The organism is Flavobacteriales bacterium (assembly GCA_016779995.1).
GTDB lineage: Bacteria > Bacteroidota > Bacteroidia > Flavobacteriales > UBA7312 > UBA8444.
In genome coordinates this window covers 14,467-30,577 of the sequence record JADHMO010000004.1, presented here as the reverse complement: position 1 = coordinate 30,577, position 16,111 = coordinate 14,467, and the positions used below count along the sequence as shown (strand labels likewise).

Genomic DNA, 16,111 nt, shown 5'->3' with positions numbered 1-16,111 from the left:
TCACTCCTCTTGTTTCGATAGCTATTGGGTGGAGATAGATTAGCAGAGCTAAGCTAAGGTTGTGTCTAGAGCATAAAAAAGCCCCACCAAATTGGTGAGGCTTTTTAATATGGTAATGGAATATTATTATCTTTTTTCAGTGGTATAAACCGTACCTCTCCAATAGAATAAAGTGTTGGAATCACTACCAAACTGAGCGACTGCCAAATCAAAGGCAGAGCCAAAAGAGTGCATTTTAATAACAGGAATTTCCTGACCCAAATAGTTAATCGTACTGAGTTTGTTTACTATGGTTAGCGGATCGTTCATAGCGTCTTCAGCATCTTTAGCTGCTTGTTCTTCAGCACTTAGTGGTCGTGGTCGGTTTGGGGCAATGGTCATCTCGTCAATGAGGTGAGTAGCACCAGCAAACTTATCTATGATGAACATAATGTATCGTGCATCTACCGAAATGGTACGTTGTATATCGTTTTCAAAAGCGATATCGCCACTCATAGCTTCCCAGTTGCCATCAAAGGCTGTACCTATCAATTCGCCATAAGCATTCAGTACAGGGCTACCAGAGTTACCACCAGTAATGTCGTTTCCACTAATGAAGTTAATGATAAGGTTACCATCTTCATCGGCATATCTACCGTAGTCTTTAGCCTTGTATAGTTCTTGCAAACGTTCAGGCACCATAAACTCATCGTCCGAATTGTCCATCTTTTCCATCAAACCATCAAAAGTAGTGATGAAGTCGTAGTGCATAGCATCACCCGGTGTATAATCGCCGACTTGTCCGTAAGTCAAACGCATAGTAGAATTGGCATTAGGATAGAATTTTTTGTTTGGCAACATCTCTCTTAAACCAGCGATGTATAAACGTTCTCCTTTTGCCAAATTCTCTCTAACCTCTTTTCTCTTCTCACTAATTTTGTCCATGTAGTGGTCCATAATGGAGTTGAACATACGCACAGCATAGTCTTTTTCCAATTTATATACCGATGGTCTTTCTAGAAAAGCAAAGAATTTACTTTGACTCACAAAGGGAGAAGTCTTGTAAACGTAGGCTGCAAACTTGTGCCAATCGCCTTTAGTGTAGTTATGATTTCTAACCTTTTCAAAGGCATCGGGTTGTTTGCTATACGGCACATTGTCGTTGTACAATTCCAATAGTTCAGCAAATAAATCTTGATCTAAATCTTTGTTGTAATCCTTAAAGTGCTCACGTGCGATATCTTTCAGTTCGTTGATAGCCAATCGCTTAGCTTTAGGGTCTTCAGGTAAGTTTTTGATAGCGTCCTGAATCTGATAAATGAAGTAGAAGACTTCAGCACCTTGGAATACCGCCTCGTTCAAGAAAATACGAACCTCGTTAATTTTCTCATTGTCGTAATAGGCATCGGCTAACATATCTAGAGCTTCACCATATTTTTCTACACGCTCATCACTGACATTAACCCAAGCCGTGAACTGATCTTCTAAGGCTTTCTTTTGGTCGTAAACATTCATACGCTTTAAGCCTTTAGTCTGGCCAATGTAGTACTTCCAGTAATTAGCCGTTCTAGCAAATTTAGAAGCATACTGAATACGTACTTTTTCTTTAGCGTCCATATGGGCACGCATAACTTCTAGTTTTCTATCTCTAATCTTAACCACCGTTGGGTTGTATTGCTCAATAGCTTGTTGCACACCCCAAGAAGAAAGGTATCTGTCTGTAGACCCTGGGAAACCCATTATCATAGAGAAATCTCCGTCTTGTACACCATCTAAAGAAATAGGGAAGTGGTGCTTTGGTGTGTAAGGAATATTATCCTCAGAATATTCGGCAGGCTTACCATCAGGGCCACAATAGACTCTAAATAGAGCAAAATCTCCTGTATGTCTTGGCCACATCCAGTTGTCCGTATCGCCACCGTATTTTCCAATAGATGATGGTGGCGCACCTACCAAACGTACATCGTTAAAAGTTTCGTACACCATAAGGTAGAAGTCGTTGCCACCAAAGAATGATTTTACTCTAGCATTGTAGTGTGTGCTATCGGTAGCTTCTGCTACTATTTCGGCAGAAAGTTTACGGATAACGCTACTTCTATCTTCATCAGAAACTGAGTCCAAAGCGGTGTTCATACGCTCTGTTACATCTTCCATACGAACAAGGAAAGAAACAAATAAGTCTTCGTTTTCTAGTTCTTCACTTCTGTCCATAGCCCAAAAGCCATCGGTCAAGTAATCGTTACTTACCGTTGAGTGAGACTGTATCTGTCCATAACCACAGTGGTGGTTGGTCAACAGTAGCCCTTGGTCAGAAACCATTTCGGCAGTACAAAATCCGCCTAATGAAACTACCGCATCTTTCAAAGATGAGTTGTTGATGTCATAAATATCTTGTGCCGTAAGTTGCAAACCTAAATTTTGCATATCGGCTTCATTGTCTTGCAACAAAAGTGGCAACCACATGCCTTCGTCAGCTTTTACTGAAAGCAAAGCCAAGCATAGCGCCATTGTAGTAGTAAATAGTTTTTTGAACATAATAGTTTTTTTTGAGAATTGGGTTTGTGCAAATTAAACAAAAAAGCACCTCATGAGAGCTTAAACTTATATAAACTAATGAACAATGGAATGTGAGTTTTTAATAAGAATTCTTTATGAAAACTTAATAATTGTTGCGGTTTATTTAATAGTTATATAATATTAGGATATAATTAGGCAAAAGATTAAAAACTAAGTTTGAACCTTAATTAATAACAAAATAACTTAAAGCAATGAAACAATTATTGACTCTTTTTTTAGTATTATTTTTTTCTGAATTATCGGCTCAAACATTTGAACAATACATTCAATCGTCATCAGATGATGCGGAAGAAAAATTTGATGGTTCTTACGTAACTATTTCGAGTTCCGATATTGAATTGGTCTATGATTCTTGGAACAGTCAAGGACTGCAAACCATTGGACTCCGTTTTGCTGATATCAACATTCCAGCAAACTCTGTAATAAATAATGCTTACATACAATTTACTGCTGACGGTTCATATTCAGGAGATGTTAGCATAAATATTAAAGGAGAAAGCTCAAATAATTCGATTACTTTTTCGAATGAAGAAACTAATATTTCTAGTAGAAACACCACACTTGCAGAAGTGAGTTGGACGCTAACTGAGCCATGGAGTGACAATGAATCGGGAATAAATCAACGAACACCAGATTTAAGTGATATAGTTAGTGAAGTACTTGCTTTAAACGGTTGGCAGTTTGGTAATGCAGTTTCTTTTATTCTGACTGGAAACGGTGGTTCTGACGCCAAAAGAAGGGCATTTTCGTTTAATGAAGACCCCTCGAAATCCGCCAAACTTGTTATTGAGTATACTTCACTTTCGGATGTAGATTTGGCTGTAACATCAATTCAACAACCCAATGAATATATGTATTCTACTTCATCCATTCCTATAAAAGTAGATGTTAAGAATTTTGGAAATTTAACGATAAATAATTTTGAAATTTTATATTATATAGATAATGATTTAGTTGCAACAGATACTAGCCAAGAGACATTAAATCCAGGTCAAAGTTCATCATTCACCTTTTCTCAAATGGCTGACTTTTCCACTTTAGGGACTTATACTGTTAAAGCTGAAGTAAATGCTATCAACGGAATTGATTCAGATAGCACTAATAATACATTCACTAAAACAGTTCATGTCATCTCAGAAGTCGATACGCTTTTCTTTTCTGCGGGAAGTGCTTGGAGCTATTTCGATTCTACATTTTCATCTGGTTCAAATTGGACATCTATTGAATATAACGACAGTTCTTGGAGTATAGGCATGGGGCATTTTGGTTTTGGTGAAAGTGATCAGCAAACCGAATTTAATAGCGGTTTAGCCGCTTACTTCTTAAGAAAGAAAGTAAATATTTCGAACCTTAATCAACTTAATAATGTGTATATGCATTTGATACACGACGATGCTGCTGTGGTGTACATAAACGGTCAAGAAGCTTTTCGTACAGAATTAATGCCTTTGGGACAAATAAATCATACCACAACAGCAAGGCAAAGTGGTAATTCATCTAATGAAAATGAATTTTACACCTATAAACTTGATACTAGTTTATTTGTAAATGGTATAAATGTAATAGCCATCTCTTTACATAATAGAAGTACAAGTAATTCGGACCTTTCCTTTGATTGTTTTATAACCTCCGACTTTCAATATTCACAAGATGGGCCTTATGTGTCTTATGAAGGGAATACCATTATTGTAGAAGAAGTGACAACAACTGGGGTGGTGAGCAATACCTACAATTCTACGTCTGAAATAGTTTTAACGTGCTATTTACCACATATGAGCACAAGCTTTTCATTTCCTTTAAAAAATCAAATATCGATTGAACCTTCGGAACAGGATACTACACCCTCAAAATTCTTCTCTGTTTCAGACTTTGATGGACATATAGAAGCATTCACGATGTTATTGAAAGGTGAAGGTATTATTGATGACGAGTTTAAATGGATTTATGGTAATGGTCATCTTATTATCAGCGGTGATTTATTCGATAGAGGACACCATGTTACCGAATGCATGTGGTTATTATATAAACTTGAGGATGAGGCTAAAGCTCAAGGAGGGAAAGTTCATTTGATAATTGGCAATCATGAGATGTTTAATTTGGAAGATGATTGGCGATATGTTGAAGTGAAATATTTTAATAATGCCCATTTAATGGGTAAGAGAATGATAGAACTGTATGACAATAATACTGAGCTTGGTAGGTGGTTACGCTCTAAGAACATTATTGAACGCATAGGAGATTATGCCTTTATGCACGGAGGAATTAGCCCAGAGGTTTCAGCTTTGAACCTAACATATAATCAAATGAATGAATATGGTCGCTTAGAAATGAATGGCGATTGCAACAATACAGATTGTGATATTGTCAATGGTTCTGACGGAGTGTATTGGTATAGAGGAATGGCAGAAGAAGAATTAACACAAAGCCAAGTAGATGAATTTGTAACTAATCTTGGAGTGGAAAGAGTTATCATTGGTCACACTAAGGGGAGCACTGTACGTTCACTTTATAACGGTAGAGTATTAGCCATTGATATGTATCATATGGATAATTTTGAGAATGGATTTATGGAAGCGTTACAGTTTAAATTGGGGTGTTTCTACATCTTCCATACTGAAAATAATGAACACACATACACACTAATTGATGAGTGTGATGATTTCGATACTACAAACATCTTGGAAGTTAATACTTTAGGGCAATTACAGGTATACCCTAACCCAACAGTAAGCCAATTGAATGTAATTTTACCTCAAAACCTACAAGATAATTATATGTATAGAATTGTCAATCAAAACGGTAATACTATACGTACAGGACAAACGGATTCAGAGTCATTCTCAATAGGATTAAATGGTGTAGAAAGCGGAAGGTATTATTTAATTTTAAAAAGTTCAAAAAGAGAAATCATGGGTAATTTTATACTTGTTAAGTAAGTGATAGTTAGTTTAAAAAATCAACAATTACGAATTGCTAAGATTAGTGTGAGAATTTATGAGATAGCTTCTTCTATCTTTCGTTCTTTGATGCTGTGTTCTATACCGTCCCATAATTTGATACGAGCTTTTAAACATTCTCTAGCGACTTGTTTAGCCTCTAGCCATTTTTGCTCATCTTCTCCACACAATTCTTCTATCATTTGTAATGCAAGAGGGGTGTGCACTTCTTCGTCTAGTTCAATATGTCGATCGAGATAGTAGCGAAAAGTGTCTAGTTTGCCTGGAAAATTTTTGTCCAAATCGTTAACGATGGAACGGAACATATCTGGTATAAGGTCTTCTCTACCAAAAGTAAAGGCAGCAGCTATTTCGTGCAATTTGCCTCGGTGAATGATTTCAAAGGTGGTATTGACAAATTCAAGGGTGTAGTCTTTGAGTTGCTCGACATTGAATTTGAGCAATTCTTTATGAGAATAACCTGAAAGCAAACGAGCAATAAAGCGTTCCACTTGTTGAGTGTTTGCTCCGCTTTGTTGCATGGACTGTAGGTACATTTCGTAGTGACTCGATGGATTGCCTTCAATGTCCATATCGCTTTCTTCTTCCAGAACAATTTCGTTTATCAGTCGTCTGGTTTTAGGGTTGCCTATGGGCATCCAAGGGGCATTGGTGCTGGTCAATCCAAACTGTAGAGACTTGAGCAGCGCCATAAAATCCCAAACCGCAAAAACGTGCTGTTCCATCAGAATGTTGAGGTCATCAAGATGGCGCAACTGCTGATAAACAGGGTGTTCTAACAACAACTGTCTAAGGGGTAAAATGTACTCTTTTATCTCTATTATTTTTGGATTCATTTCTTCTTATAAATGGGTACGGAAGAACAGGCTTCTCCATACATGATACTTTTGACTACAGGGCTAAGTTTATTGGTTATGGCTACATAGGCACTTTCAGGAATAGGCAAATGACTACAGCCTTTAACGATAACTCTTTGATTTTTGAAAGGGTTAATGTCAAGGGTATTTATTAGCTCGTGAAAGATAATGGACTCTAAATTCTCTAGATTTCCTTTGACTACCTTTTTAGCGTAAGGACTTATAGCGTTACTGATGAGCATATAAGACCATACCGGCACTATGGCATCGGCACTGCAGTCTATAGCTATGTATTGGTCTTGGTGCTGTGCCCAATCGTAATCTTTGACGGCTTGTCTGAAGTCTTTTTCTTTGAGAATTAAACCTTCAAACAGCCAATCTTTGAGGTCAATGAGTTGGCGTTGTCCTTCAGGATAATACGCTTCTAAATCGAAATTGACCAAGCCACTATTGGCTACTCTATTGACAATTTCATCACTCATCTTATAACATTCCCAATTCTAGTTTAGCTTCTTCGCTCATCATATCTTTGTCCCAAGGGGGGTCGAAAGTGATGTTTACTTTGACGTTGCGTACTTCTTCAACCACCTTAACTTTTTCTTCTACTTCTACAGGTAAAGTTTCTGCCACAGGACAGTTGGGAGAAGTTAAAGTCATCTCTATTTCTACATCGCAATCCTCACTCACTTGAATATCATAAATCAATCCAAGTTCATAAATGTTTACTGGAATTTCAGGGTCATAAATCTGACAAATTCTTTCGACTATTTTTTCGCCTATGGCTTGTAATTCAGCATCTGTTTTCATAGTAATTAGTTTTGTGATTGAAACGCTAAAGCGTATAATTTCATTTGCTTGACCATCGAGACTAGACCATTAGCTCGTGTTGGCGATAGCTGTTCTTTGAGTCCAATTTGGTTGATGAAGTCTGTATCTGCCTCAACAATATCTTGTGCTTTTTGTTCTGAAAAAGCACGTACCAATAGAGCGATTATTCCTTTAGTCATTATGGCGTCGCTATCGGCAGTATAGATGACTTTACCGTCTTTGTGCTGAGCATGTAGCCAAACTCTAGACTGACAACCTTTAATGAGGTTGTCATCGGTCTTAAATTGTTCTTCTATGAGGGGTAAGCTTTTGCCCAAGTCAATAATATGCTCGTACTTCTCCATCCATTCTTCGAACATATCGAATTCATCTATGATATCTTGTTGTATGTCTTGAATACTTGCCATATTAGGATAACATTGTTTGTGCTTTTTTGACTCCTTCCACTAATCGGTTTACATCTTCTTTGGTATTGTAAACGGCAAAAGATGCCCTTACAGTACCAGGGATACAAAATTGATCCATAACGGGCTGTGCGCAATGATGTCCCGTTCGAACAGCGATACCTAGTTTATCTAAAATCATGCCCATATCGTAAGGGTGAATATCTCCGACTAAAAAGGAAATAACACCAGCTTTTTCTTGAGCTTGACCGATAAATCGTATGCCTTTGATTTTGCTCAGTTCTTCTGTGGCATAATCCACTAATTCTTTTTCGTAGGAAACGATATTATCTAAGCCAATCTGATTTATCCAATCGATAGCTGTTTTGAGGGCAATACCTCCAGCTATATTGGGTGTTCCTGCTTCGAATTTATGAGGCAAATCGGCATAAGTCGTTTTATCGAAACTTACAGTGGCAATCATTTCTCCACCACCTTGATAAGGGGGTAGTCTTTTTAACCATTCTTCTTTGCCATACAATGCTCCAATGCCTGTTGGACCATATACTTTGTGTCCCGAAATGCAGTAAAAATCAGCGTCTAAGTCTTGTACGTCAATGCTACAATGTGGCCCAGCTTGAGCACCATCAATCAAAACTGCCGCACCAACTTCATGCGCCCACTGTATCATTTGCTTGACAGGGTTTATCGTTCCCAAAGCATTAGAAATATGATTGACAGCAACCACTTTTGTTTGTTTAGATAAAAGATTTTTATAGCTATCCATATCTAGAACTCCCTTTTCGTCCATAGGGATAACCTTAAGGGTGGCAGAGCTACTTTCACAGGCCATTTGCCAAGGCACAATGTTGGAGTGGTGTTCCATAGCCGACACCAATACCTCATCTCCCTCTTGTAAAATTTGACGAAAACCATTTGCCACTAAATTGATGGCTTCGGTGTTTCCTTTAGTAAAAATGATTTCGTGAAGGTGTTGGGCATTGAAGTGCTGACGAATAGTTTCTCTAGATGCTTCGTAGGCATCGGTGGCTTGTTGGCTTAGAAAATGAACGCCTCGATGGATATTAGAATTTAATTTTTCATAATAATAACTGATAGCATCAATAACCACTTGAGGTTTGTGTGTCGTTGCTCCATTGTCCAAATAGACCAAAGGATGTCCGTTCACTTCTTGATGAAGTGTGGGAAACTGATGGCGTATGTCATTAACGTCTATCACCTATACTTCTATATTCAATTTAACACCGAGTTTTTCGGCGATTATTCGGTTTAATTTCTCTTTGAGTTCGGGAATTTTAACGTTGGAAAGTACGTCATTGGCAAAGGCATACATTAGCATAGCTTGTGCTTCTTTGAAAGGAATACCTCTAGAGCGTAAGTAGAATAAGGCTTCATCATCTAATTGCCCTATGGTACAACCGTGACTACATGCCACATCATCGGCATAAATTTCTAATTGAGGTTTGGTGTCTATAGATGCCGAGTCTGTGAGTAACAAGTTGTTGTTAGACTGAAAGGCATTGGTCTTTTGTGAGTCTGGACGAACCATAACTTTACCGTTAAAAACACCTTTGGCATTGTCATCAAAAATACCCTTGTAAAGTTCATTACTTTGGCAATTGGGGACGGCGTGGTCTACCAATGTGTGATGGTCGACTAGTTGATTTTGTCCGATAAGGGTAATGCCCCTCATATTGCTTTCGGCATATTCGCCATTAAGCAAAAAGCTAAGGTTGTTTCTGATAAACTTTCCACCAAAGCTGAAGGTATCTACCGTACAGTTTGAGGTTTTTTCTTGATTGACCCAAGTGTTGTCGATTAACGAACAACTGCGTTTGTCGTTTTGTATTTTATAAAAATCGACAATTGAGTTAGCTGCTGCACTTATCTCAGTAAGGGCATTGGTAAATACTTCTTTACCATCGAAGTTTTGATGCCTTTCCGTAATTTGTACTTGGGCATTTTCTTCGACTACAATAAGGTTTCGTGTTTGTAAAAACAAGTCTGCCGATACATCATTAGTGATGTATACTATCTGAATGGGTTTTTCTACAAGCTTATTCTTGGGCACATAAATAAAAGTACCGTTGTTTGACAAAGCAGAATTTAGGGCTACCAAACTATCAGGGTTTTTAGGCAAACAACTGCCCCAATATTTTTTAAATATTTCTGGTTTTTTTACTTCAGCTTCAGCTAACGAACATATACAAGCATGTTCATCATCGACAGACGATAATTCCTCTGAATACTGACCGTTTACAAAAACGACCAAATGGGTGTCTGTATCTGTCAAAATGTATTCCTCAAGAGAATGTGCCGTAATCTCAGATAAGGACTCCGAAAGCTGATAGTCATTTTTTAGAATGGGCAAAAGGTTGGTGTACTTCCATTCTTCATCTTTTATGGTAGGAAAACCCATTTCTTCCAATTGCTGAATGTATTTTTCTCTTTCAGCCTCAAAAGAAAGTCCACGAGTTGCCCCGTCTTTATATGCTTGTATGAGTTTGTCTTTTAATTTCACTTTCCTTCCGCCTCTTTAATAATCCAATCGTAACCCTTTTCTTCTAATTCTAAGGCTAATTCTTTTGTGCCAGACTTTACAATTTTACCATCGTACAATACGTGGACATAATCGGGAACAATGTAGTCTAACAAACGCTGATAGTGAGTAATAACAATGGTAGCGTTGTCTTTCGATTTTAACTTGTTTACACCATTAGCTACAATACGCAATGCGTCAATATCTAAACCCGAATCAGTTTCATCAAGGATTGCTAATTTAGGCTCTAGCATTGCCATTTGAAAGATTTCGTTTCTTTTCTTCTCACCCCCAGAAAATCCTTGATTTAGAGAACGACTAAGAAAGCCTTTCTTTATTTCAAGAAGCTCCATTTTTTCTCTCATCATTTTCAATAAATCGCCAGCAGGCATAGGCTCTAGCCCTTGCGCTTTACGACTTTCGTTCAAAGAGGTTTTTAGAAAGTTTGAAACGGATACGCCAGGAATTTCAATAGGGTATTGGAAGGATAAGAATATGCCTTTGTGTGAACGTTCCTCAGGGGATAGCTCCATAATATCGCTACCGTTGAAATCGATACTCCCATCTTCAATTTCATATTCTTCTCTACCAGCAATGACCGAAGACAAGGTACTTTTACCTGAACCGTTTGGGCCCATTATAGCGTGAACCTCGCCAGCATTAACTTTTAGATTTATGCCGGTTAAAATTTTATTACCTTCTATTGAAGCTTTTAAGTCTTTTATTTCTAACATAGTTTTTGTTTATCCAACACTACCTTCCAAACTAATGGCTAGTAGTTTTTGTGCCTCAACGGCAAATTCCATTGGTAATTGATTAAGTACATCTTTGCAATAGCCATTAACGATTAGCGCTATGGCTTCTTCCGTTCCTATTCCTCTTTGATTGCAGTAGAATATTTGATCTTCTCCAATTTTTGAGGTGGTTGCTTCATGCTCTATTTTGGCACTTTTATTTTTTACTTCAATATAGGGGAAGGTGTGCGAACCGCATTTATCTCCCATTAATAGAGAATCGCATTGCGAGAAATTTCTAGCATTCTCTGCGCTCTTTTGTATTTTCACTAAGCCCCTATAACTTCCTTCACTTTTGCCAGCACAAATGCCTTTTGATATGATGGTGCTTTTTGAATTTTTACCCAAGTGAATCATCTTTGTTCCTGTATCGGCTTGTTGGTAGTTGTTGGTAACGGCTACCGAGTAAAACTCACCTATGGAGTCATCGCCTTTTAGTATGCAAGAGGGGTATTTCCATGTCACAGCTGAACCAGTTTCTACTTGTGTCCAAGAAATTTTTGAACGCTTATGACAAATCCCTCTTTTAGTTACAAAATTGAAAACGCCACCAACACCATTGGCATCACCAGGATACCAATTTTGTACTGTTGAGTATTTTATTTCTGCATCGTCCATAGCGATAAGCTCAACCACAGCGGCGTGCAATTGATTTTCATCTCGCATAGGTGCAGTACATCCCTCTAAATAGCTAACATAACTGCCCTCATCAGCAATAACTAATGTGCGCTCAAATTGTCCTGTTCCAGCTTGGTTTATTCTAAAGTAGGTGGATAGTTCCATAGGGCATTTTACGCCTTTAGGAATATAGCAAAACGAACCATCGGTAAAGACGGCTGAGTTTAGTGCCGAAAAGAAATTGTCGGTAGTAGGAACAACCGTTCCTAAGTATTTTTTGACCAATTCAGGGTGTTCCTTTACGGCCTCACTAATGGAACAAAAAATGATACCTAGCTCAGCTAGTTTGTCTTTAAAACTAGTAGCTACAGAAACACTATCCATCACAAAATCTACTGCTACTCCGGCTAATTTTTTTTGTTCATCAAGGGAAATTCCAAGTTTGTCAAAAGTCTTTTTCATCTCAGGGTCTAGCTCGTCCAAACTTTTGAGTTCTTTCTTTTGCTTGGGTGCAGCATAATAGATGATATCTTGGTAATTGGGCTTTTTGTATTTGATATTTGCCCAATCAGGCTCTTCCATTTTTTTCCACGATTCGAAGGCCTTCAAACGGTGTTCTAACAACCATTGTGGCTCTTCTTTTTTCTTGGAAATTAGGCGAATAACATCTTCGTTGAGACCTTTTGGTATGGTATCACTTTCTACATTAGTGGTAAAGCCATACTTATATTCTGCTCCTGTAACTTCTTCTAATATTTTATCTTCTTCTGTCAATGCTAGATGTTATAATTTATACTGCAAAACTCTCCCCACAGCCACAGGTTCTTGAGGCATTAGGGTTGTTAAAGACAAAGCCTTTACCATTCAACCCGCCTGAATATTCTAAAATAGTGCCTATCAAATACAAATAACTTTTCTTGTTGACTACGATTTTTATGCCGTTGTCTTCAAAGGATTTATCGTCTTCATTTTCATTAGTATCAAAGCCTAAATCATAGGAAAGACCAGAACAGCCTCCACTATTTACACCTACTCTAACAAAAGCATCAGCATCTTTGCCTTCTTCTTTCATTAAAGCGAGTAGTTTAACCTTTGCTTCGTTAGTAACTTGAATCACCTTATTTAGAATCTTTTAAAATTAGGTTGCAAAATTACAAAATTATATGCTTTTAATCATATATTTCTTTCGCATCGTTTATGTAATATTTCGTCTTACATTTGTAGCATGAGTTTATTAGAAGATAAAACGCCAAATCGCACACCATTATCTAAGTTGGGAGAGTTTGGTTTGATACAACATATCAGCAAAAATTTTGAGTTAAAAAACGATACTTCCGTCTTTGGTATAGGAGACGATTGTGCGGTCATTGATGTTGGTCAGCATTTTCAACTCATTACTACTGATATGTTGATTGAAGGGGTACATTTTGATTTAACATATACACCTCTTAAGCATTTGGGCTACAAATCTGTAGTGGTCAATTTATCTGATATTTATGCTATGAATGGTTTGCCTAAGCAAATTACGGTCAGTATAGCCCTGTCTAATCGTTTTCCTTTGGAAGCTGTTGAAGAACTTTATGAAGGAATTCGTCTTGCTTGTGTTGCCTATAATGTGGATTTAGTTGGTGGCGATACGACTTCTTCAACAAGTGGTTTATGTTTGAGTATTACAGCTATTGGCGAGGTTGCTAAAGATAAAATAGTATATAGAAGCGGAGCTAAAGAGCATGATTTAATTGTTGTTTCTGGCGATTTAGGCTCAGCTTATTTAGGTCTTCAGCTATTGAACAGAGAGAAACAGGTTTTTGAATCTAACCCTCAAATGCAGCCTGACCTTCAGAATAAAGATTATGTCCTTCAAAGACAACTAAAACCTGAGGCTAGAAAAGATATTATTGATTTGTTTGAATCTAAAGGTATTGTTCCTAGTTCAATGATAGACATCTCTGACGGGCTATCATCGGAGTTATTGCATTTATGTAGCAATTCAAAGGTAGGCTGTGCTATTTATGAAGAAAAGTTACCTCTAGACTTTATGGCAATTTCTACTGCTGAAGAATTTAATATTTCTGCCGCTACTTGCGCTTTGAATGGAGGGGAAGATTACGAATTATTATTTACGATTAGTCAATCCCACTACGACACCATAAAAGATGATCCTGACTTAACCATTATTGGTCATATTACTGATAAAAGTCACGGCTCAGTGTTGGTTACCAAAGATGAAAATCATCAGCCGCTTACTGCTCAAGGGTGGAACGCCTTATAATAGTATACTATTAAGCCATCTGTTGTAGTTTATAATATCCTCGTCTTCAGCTTGTTCTACTGTCGCTTTTGACAAAAGTGTTGTAATCTTTTTCATAAGACCTTTATCGGCTTTTATGTTTTGTGTATAAATTAGTTTATGAATGATTTCGAACAATAAATTTTCTCGTTTAAAATTATTATTCAATAAAACCTCTTTGTATTGCTTTCTGGTCTGTTTTATTCTTTTTTCTAGATAATCAAAATCACCAATTTCATAGCGAATAATAAATTCTGCTGAGATAATTTTAATTTGTAAAGAACTCTCGAATTTCAAGAAACTTTGGTGTAGAATAATTCGGCTTAAAGTTTTGATAGCGAGTTTAAATTTTTTGGTATCAAAGTATTGTAGGGCCAGGTTTGAACAAACAAAAAAGTAATTGTAATCCGAATCGACAATTACCTGTTCGTTTTTGGCTTTTAACAAAGTTTCTATGGCTTTTTCTTTGTCTAGTTTATTGTAGTTAATGGCTAGTCCATTGTAGTAGTAGAATAAATACTTATCATAATGTAGTCTGTCAAATTTTTCCATTTCTAACTTGAGCTGTTTGGCTTTTTCAAGAGAGGCTTTAAACTTATTGTTTTTACAAAGACAATTTATCTGATAGGTGAGCATCTGTAGTTTTATGTTATGATTTTTTTTATCAAACACATTAGATTCTCTAAAATCTATAAACGTCTTTTCGAGGTATTTTTCTAAGGCTAAAAAATCGTGTTTTTGTATTAATATACTAGAGATAGATTGATACACTTTAATTTTCATATTAACGTTTTGCATCAATTCTTCATCTTGCACAAACTCCTTAATTGTTTGTTCCTGAATAAGTAGTGTTTCGTCATTTTTGGAGTTATAATTTTGTGATTTTTTTAACCTAAAGTTCAAGGCGGCTAATACATCGTCTACCTCCTGAATTCTATTAGTTTCTGCTCTGTTATTCTTTCTTTTTTTCAAAAGAGATTCAACATCAATATCTCTATTTCTGTATGAAAGTTTAATCATCTCATTATATATGAGTTTAAGTAGGTCAGGATAATTTTTTTCTACTGCTTTTTTTTCTGTCTCTATCAAAAAGTCTATGCTGAGGTTTGTATAACCTCTAACATTCAAAAGTTTGGCGATGAATAACTGTCTGTAAATGATAAGCTCTTCATCTTGGCTCATATAATTTAGCGTCAAGCTATTTTTTAAATTTTGTAATAGTCTGTTTTTTAGTCTGTAAAACGCATTGATATTATCGCCGTATAGCTTTTTAGCAATTTTTTTTTCATCACACTTGTCGTTGTGTTTTCTATAGTAGTCAAATAAGATAATGTCTTTTCGGTCAGGGGTTTGGTTTGTTCTATTGGCTATTAGCTTAAAGTGACGACATTCGTAGGTGTTCATAGCCTTAATAAGTTCAAAAAGGGCATTCATATTGTAAGTTTTTTCATTTAAAGGCGTAAGATACACCTTTTTTGAAAGATATATTAGTAAATATATTATGTAATTTTAACATTTAGTGACGGATTATAGTTATGAAAAAGTTATTTATCACATTTTTTTCTTTAGTAATTTCTTTTGGTTCTTATGCCCAAAGTCAATACAGTTTATCTTTTGCGGGTAACGATATTATCTCTGTTGATACAGCTGAATTTTCAGAATTAATACCATTAAATTTCACTTTAATTAATACCGGAACGGATACTATTTTTGGAATGATTCCTATTTATTATTCGGTTAACGCTTCAAATGTTTCGGAAAACGAATTTCCGAATGTTTCAGCTTTATTTGATATAGTTTTTTCTGAGGCGACTCCCTTTGCTCCTGGTGATAGTTTTGATTTCAATTCTGAAGATTTTGATATTTTACTAGACGAATTATTTATTGATGTTAGCGAAGAACGAAACTTTAATGTTGGGGATAATATAATAATAGTATGGCCAGCATTATCTAGTGATTTAATAAATAACTCAACTTTTACTACAGAACAATATGTTAAAGAAATCTATGTTCTAGAACCTTTATCAGTTAAAGCTCCAAAACAAATTGATTTTAGACTCTTTGTTGAGCAACAAAACATACGTATTGAGTCCTTGAAGGCGTTAGAAGAAATATGCATATATGGACTAAACGGTCAGTTGTTATATAGGGGTACAGAAAACACGATTTCTGGACATCATTTTCCTACTGGAGTTTATGTTTTTCGCATAAGATTTGAAGGAGGTGAAATTCAAACTGGACGAGTATTCCTGCCCAATTAGACTTCAC

The 16,111-nt window shown here is 36.5% G+C and carries 14 protein-coding genes; 3 read left to right on the top strand and 11 right to left on the bottom strand.

The window, feature by feature from the left end; all coding sequences use genetic code 11:
* Positions 1–126: 126 nt before the first annotated feature.
* Positions 127–2,514: a S46 family peptidase gene (locus ISP71_03930; GenBank protein ID MBL6663235.1), complete on the bottom strand. Its 2,388-nt coding sequence runs from the start codon at positions 2,512–2,514 to the stop codon at positions 127–129.
* Positions 2,515–2,747: 233 nt separating this feature from the next.
* Here ISP71_03930 and ISP71_03925 point away from each other — a divergent pair, with 233 nt between their 5' ends.
* Positions 2,748–5,492, top strand: coding sequence for a metallophosphoesterase (locus tag ISP71_03925; GenBank protein MBL6663234.1), 2,745 nt, complete (start codon positions 2,748–2,750; stop codon positions 5,490–5,492).
* Positions 5,493–5,548: 56 nt separating this feature from the next.
* Here ISP71_03925 and ISP71_03920 read toward each other — a convergent pair whose 3' ends face one another.
* Genes ISP71_03920 through ISP71_03880 form a run of 9 tightly spaced genes read right to left on the bottom strand, consistent with a single transcriptional unit; the run spans position 5,549 to position 12,670 of the window.
* Positions 5,549–6,349 (bottom strand): DUF3050 domain-containing protein, encoded by an 801-nt coding sequence (locus ISP71_03920; protein MBL6663233.1) that lies wholly within the window; start codon positions 6,347–6,349, stop codon positions 5,549–5,551.
* Positions 6,346–6,852 (bottom strand): DUF2480 family protein, encoded by a 507-nt coding sequence (locus ISP71_03915; GenBank protein ID MBL6663232.1) that lies wholly within the window; start codon positions 6,850–6,852, stop codon positions 6,346–6,348. Before ISP71_03915 ends, ISP71_03920 begins: the two co-directional genes overlap by 4 nt.
* Before the next feature lies 1 nt (position 6,853).
* Positions 6,854–7,177 carry an SUF system Fe-S cluster assembly protein gene (locus ISP71_03910; GenBank protein ID MBL6663231.1) on the bottom strand — a complete coding sequence of 108 codons (324 nt, stop codon included), beginning with the start codon at positions 7,175–7,177 and terminating at the stop codon, positions 6,854–6,856.
* A 5-nt stretch (positions 7,178–7,182) separates the two neighbouring features.
* Positions 7,183–7,605, bottom strand: a complete 423-nt coding sequence (locus ISP71_03905; GenBank protein ID MBL6663230.1) for a SufE family protein — start codon at positions 7,603–7,605, stop codon at positions 7,183–7,185.
* A gap of 1 nt (position 7,606) precedes the next feature.
* Positions 7,607–8,818: a cysteine desulfurase gene (locus tag ISP71_03900; GenBank protein ID MBL6663229.1), complete on the bottom strand. Its 1,212-nt coding sequence runs from the start codon at positions 8,816–8,818 to the stop codon at positions 7,607–7,609.
* A gap of 3 nt (positions 8,819–8,821) precedes the next feature.
* On the bottom strand, positions 8,822–10,123 hold the full coding sequence (gene sufD / locus ISP71_03895; GenBank protein MBL6663228.1) for a Fe-S cluster assembly protein SufD: 1,302 nt from the start codon (positions 10,121–10,123) through the stop codon (positions 8,822–8,824).
* A complete protein-coding gene (gene sufC, locus ISP71_03890; GenBank protein MBL6663227.1) occupies positions 10,120–10,875 on the bottom strand; it encodes a Fe-S cluster assembly ATPase SufC in 756 nt (251 codons plus the stop codon). Before sufC ends, sufD begins: the two co-directional genes overlap by 4 nt.
* A 9-nt stretch (positions 10,876–10,884) precedes the next feature.
* Positions 10,885–12,327, bottom strand: a complete 1,443-nt coding sequence (gene sufB / locus ISP71_03885) for a Fe-S cluster assembly protein SufB (protein MBL6663226.1) — start codon at positions 12,325–12,327, stop codon at positions 10,885–10,887.
* A gap of 16 nt (positions 12,328–12,343) precedes the next feature.
* Positions 12,344–12,670 carry an iron-sulfur cluster assembly accessory protein gene (locus ISP71_03880; GenBank protein ID MBL6663225.1) on the bottom strand — a complete coding sequence of 109 codons (327 nt, stop codon included), beginning with the start codon at positions 12,668–12,670 and terminating at the stop codon, positions 12,344–12,346.
* Positions 12,671–12,778: 108 nt separating this feature from the next.
* Here ISP71_03880 and thiL point away from each other — a divergent pair, with 108 nt between their 5' ends.
* Positions 12,779–13,825 (top strand): thiamine-phosphate kinase, encoded by a 1,047-nt coding sequence (thiL, locus tag ISP71_03875; protein MBL6663224.1) that lies wholly within the window; start codon positions 12,779–12,781, stop codon positions 13,823–13,825.
* Here thiL and ISP71_03870 read toward each other — a convergent pair.
* Positions 13,820–15,277 carry a hypothetical protein gene (locus ISP71_03870; protein MBL6663223.1) on the bottom strand — a complete coding sequence of 486 codons (1,458 nt, stop codon included), beginning with the start codon at positions 15,275–15,277 and terminating at the stop codon, positions 13,820–13,822. The genes thiL and ISP71_03870 overlap by 6 nt on opposite strands.
* 101 nt (positions 15,278–15,378) lie before the next feature.
* Between ISP71_03870 and ISP71_03865 the strand changes: the two genes are divergently transcribed.
* On the top strand, positions 15,379–16,104 hold the full coding sequence (locus tag ISP71_03865; GenBank protein MBL6663222.1) for a hypothetical protein: 726 nt from the start codon (positions 15,379–15,381) through the stop codon (positions 16,102–16,104).
* Positions 16,105–16,111 lie beyond the last annotated feature (7 nt).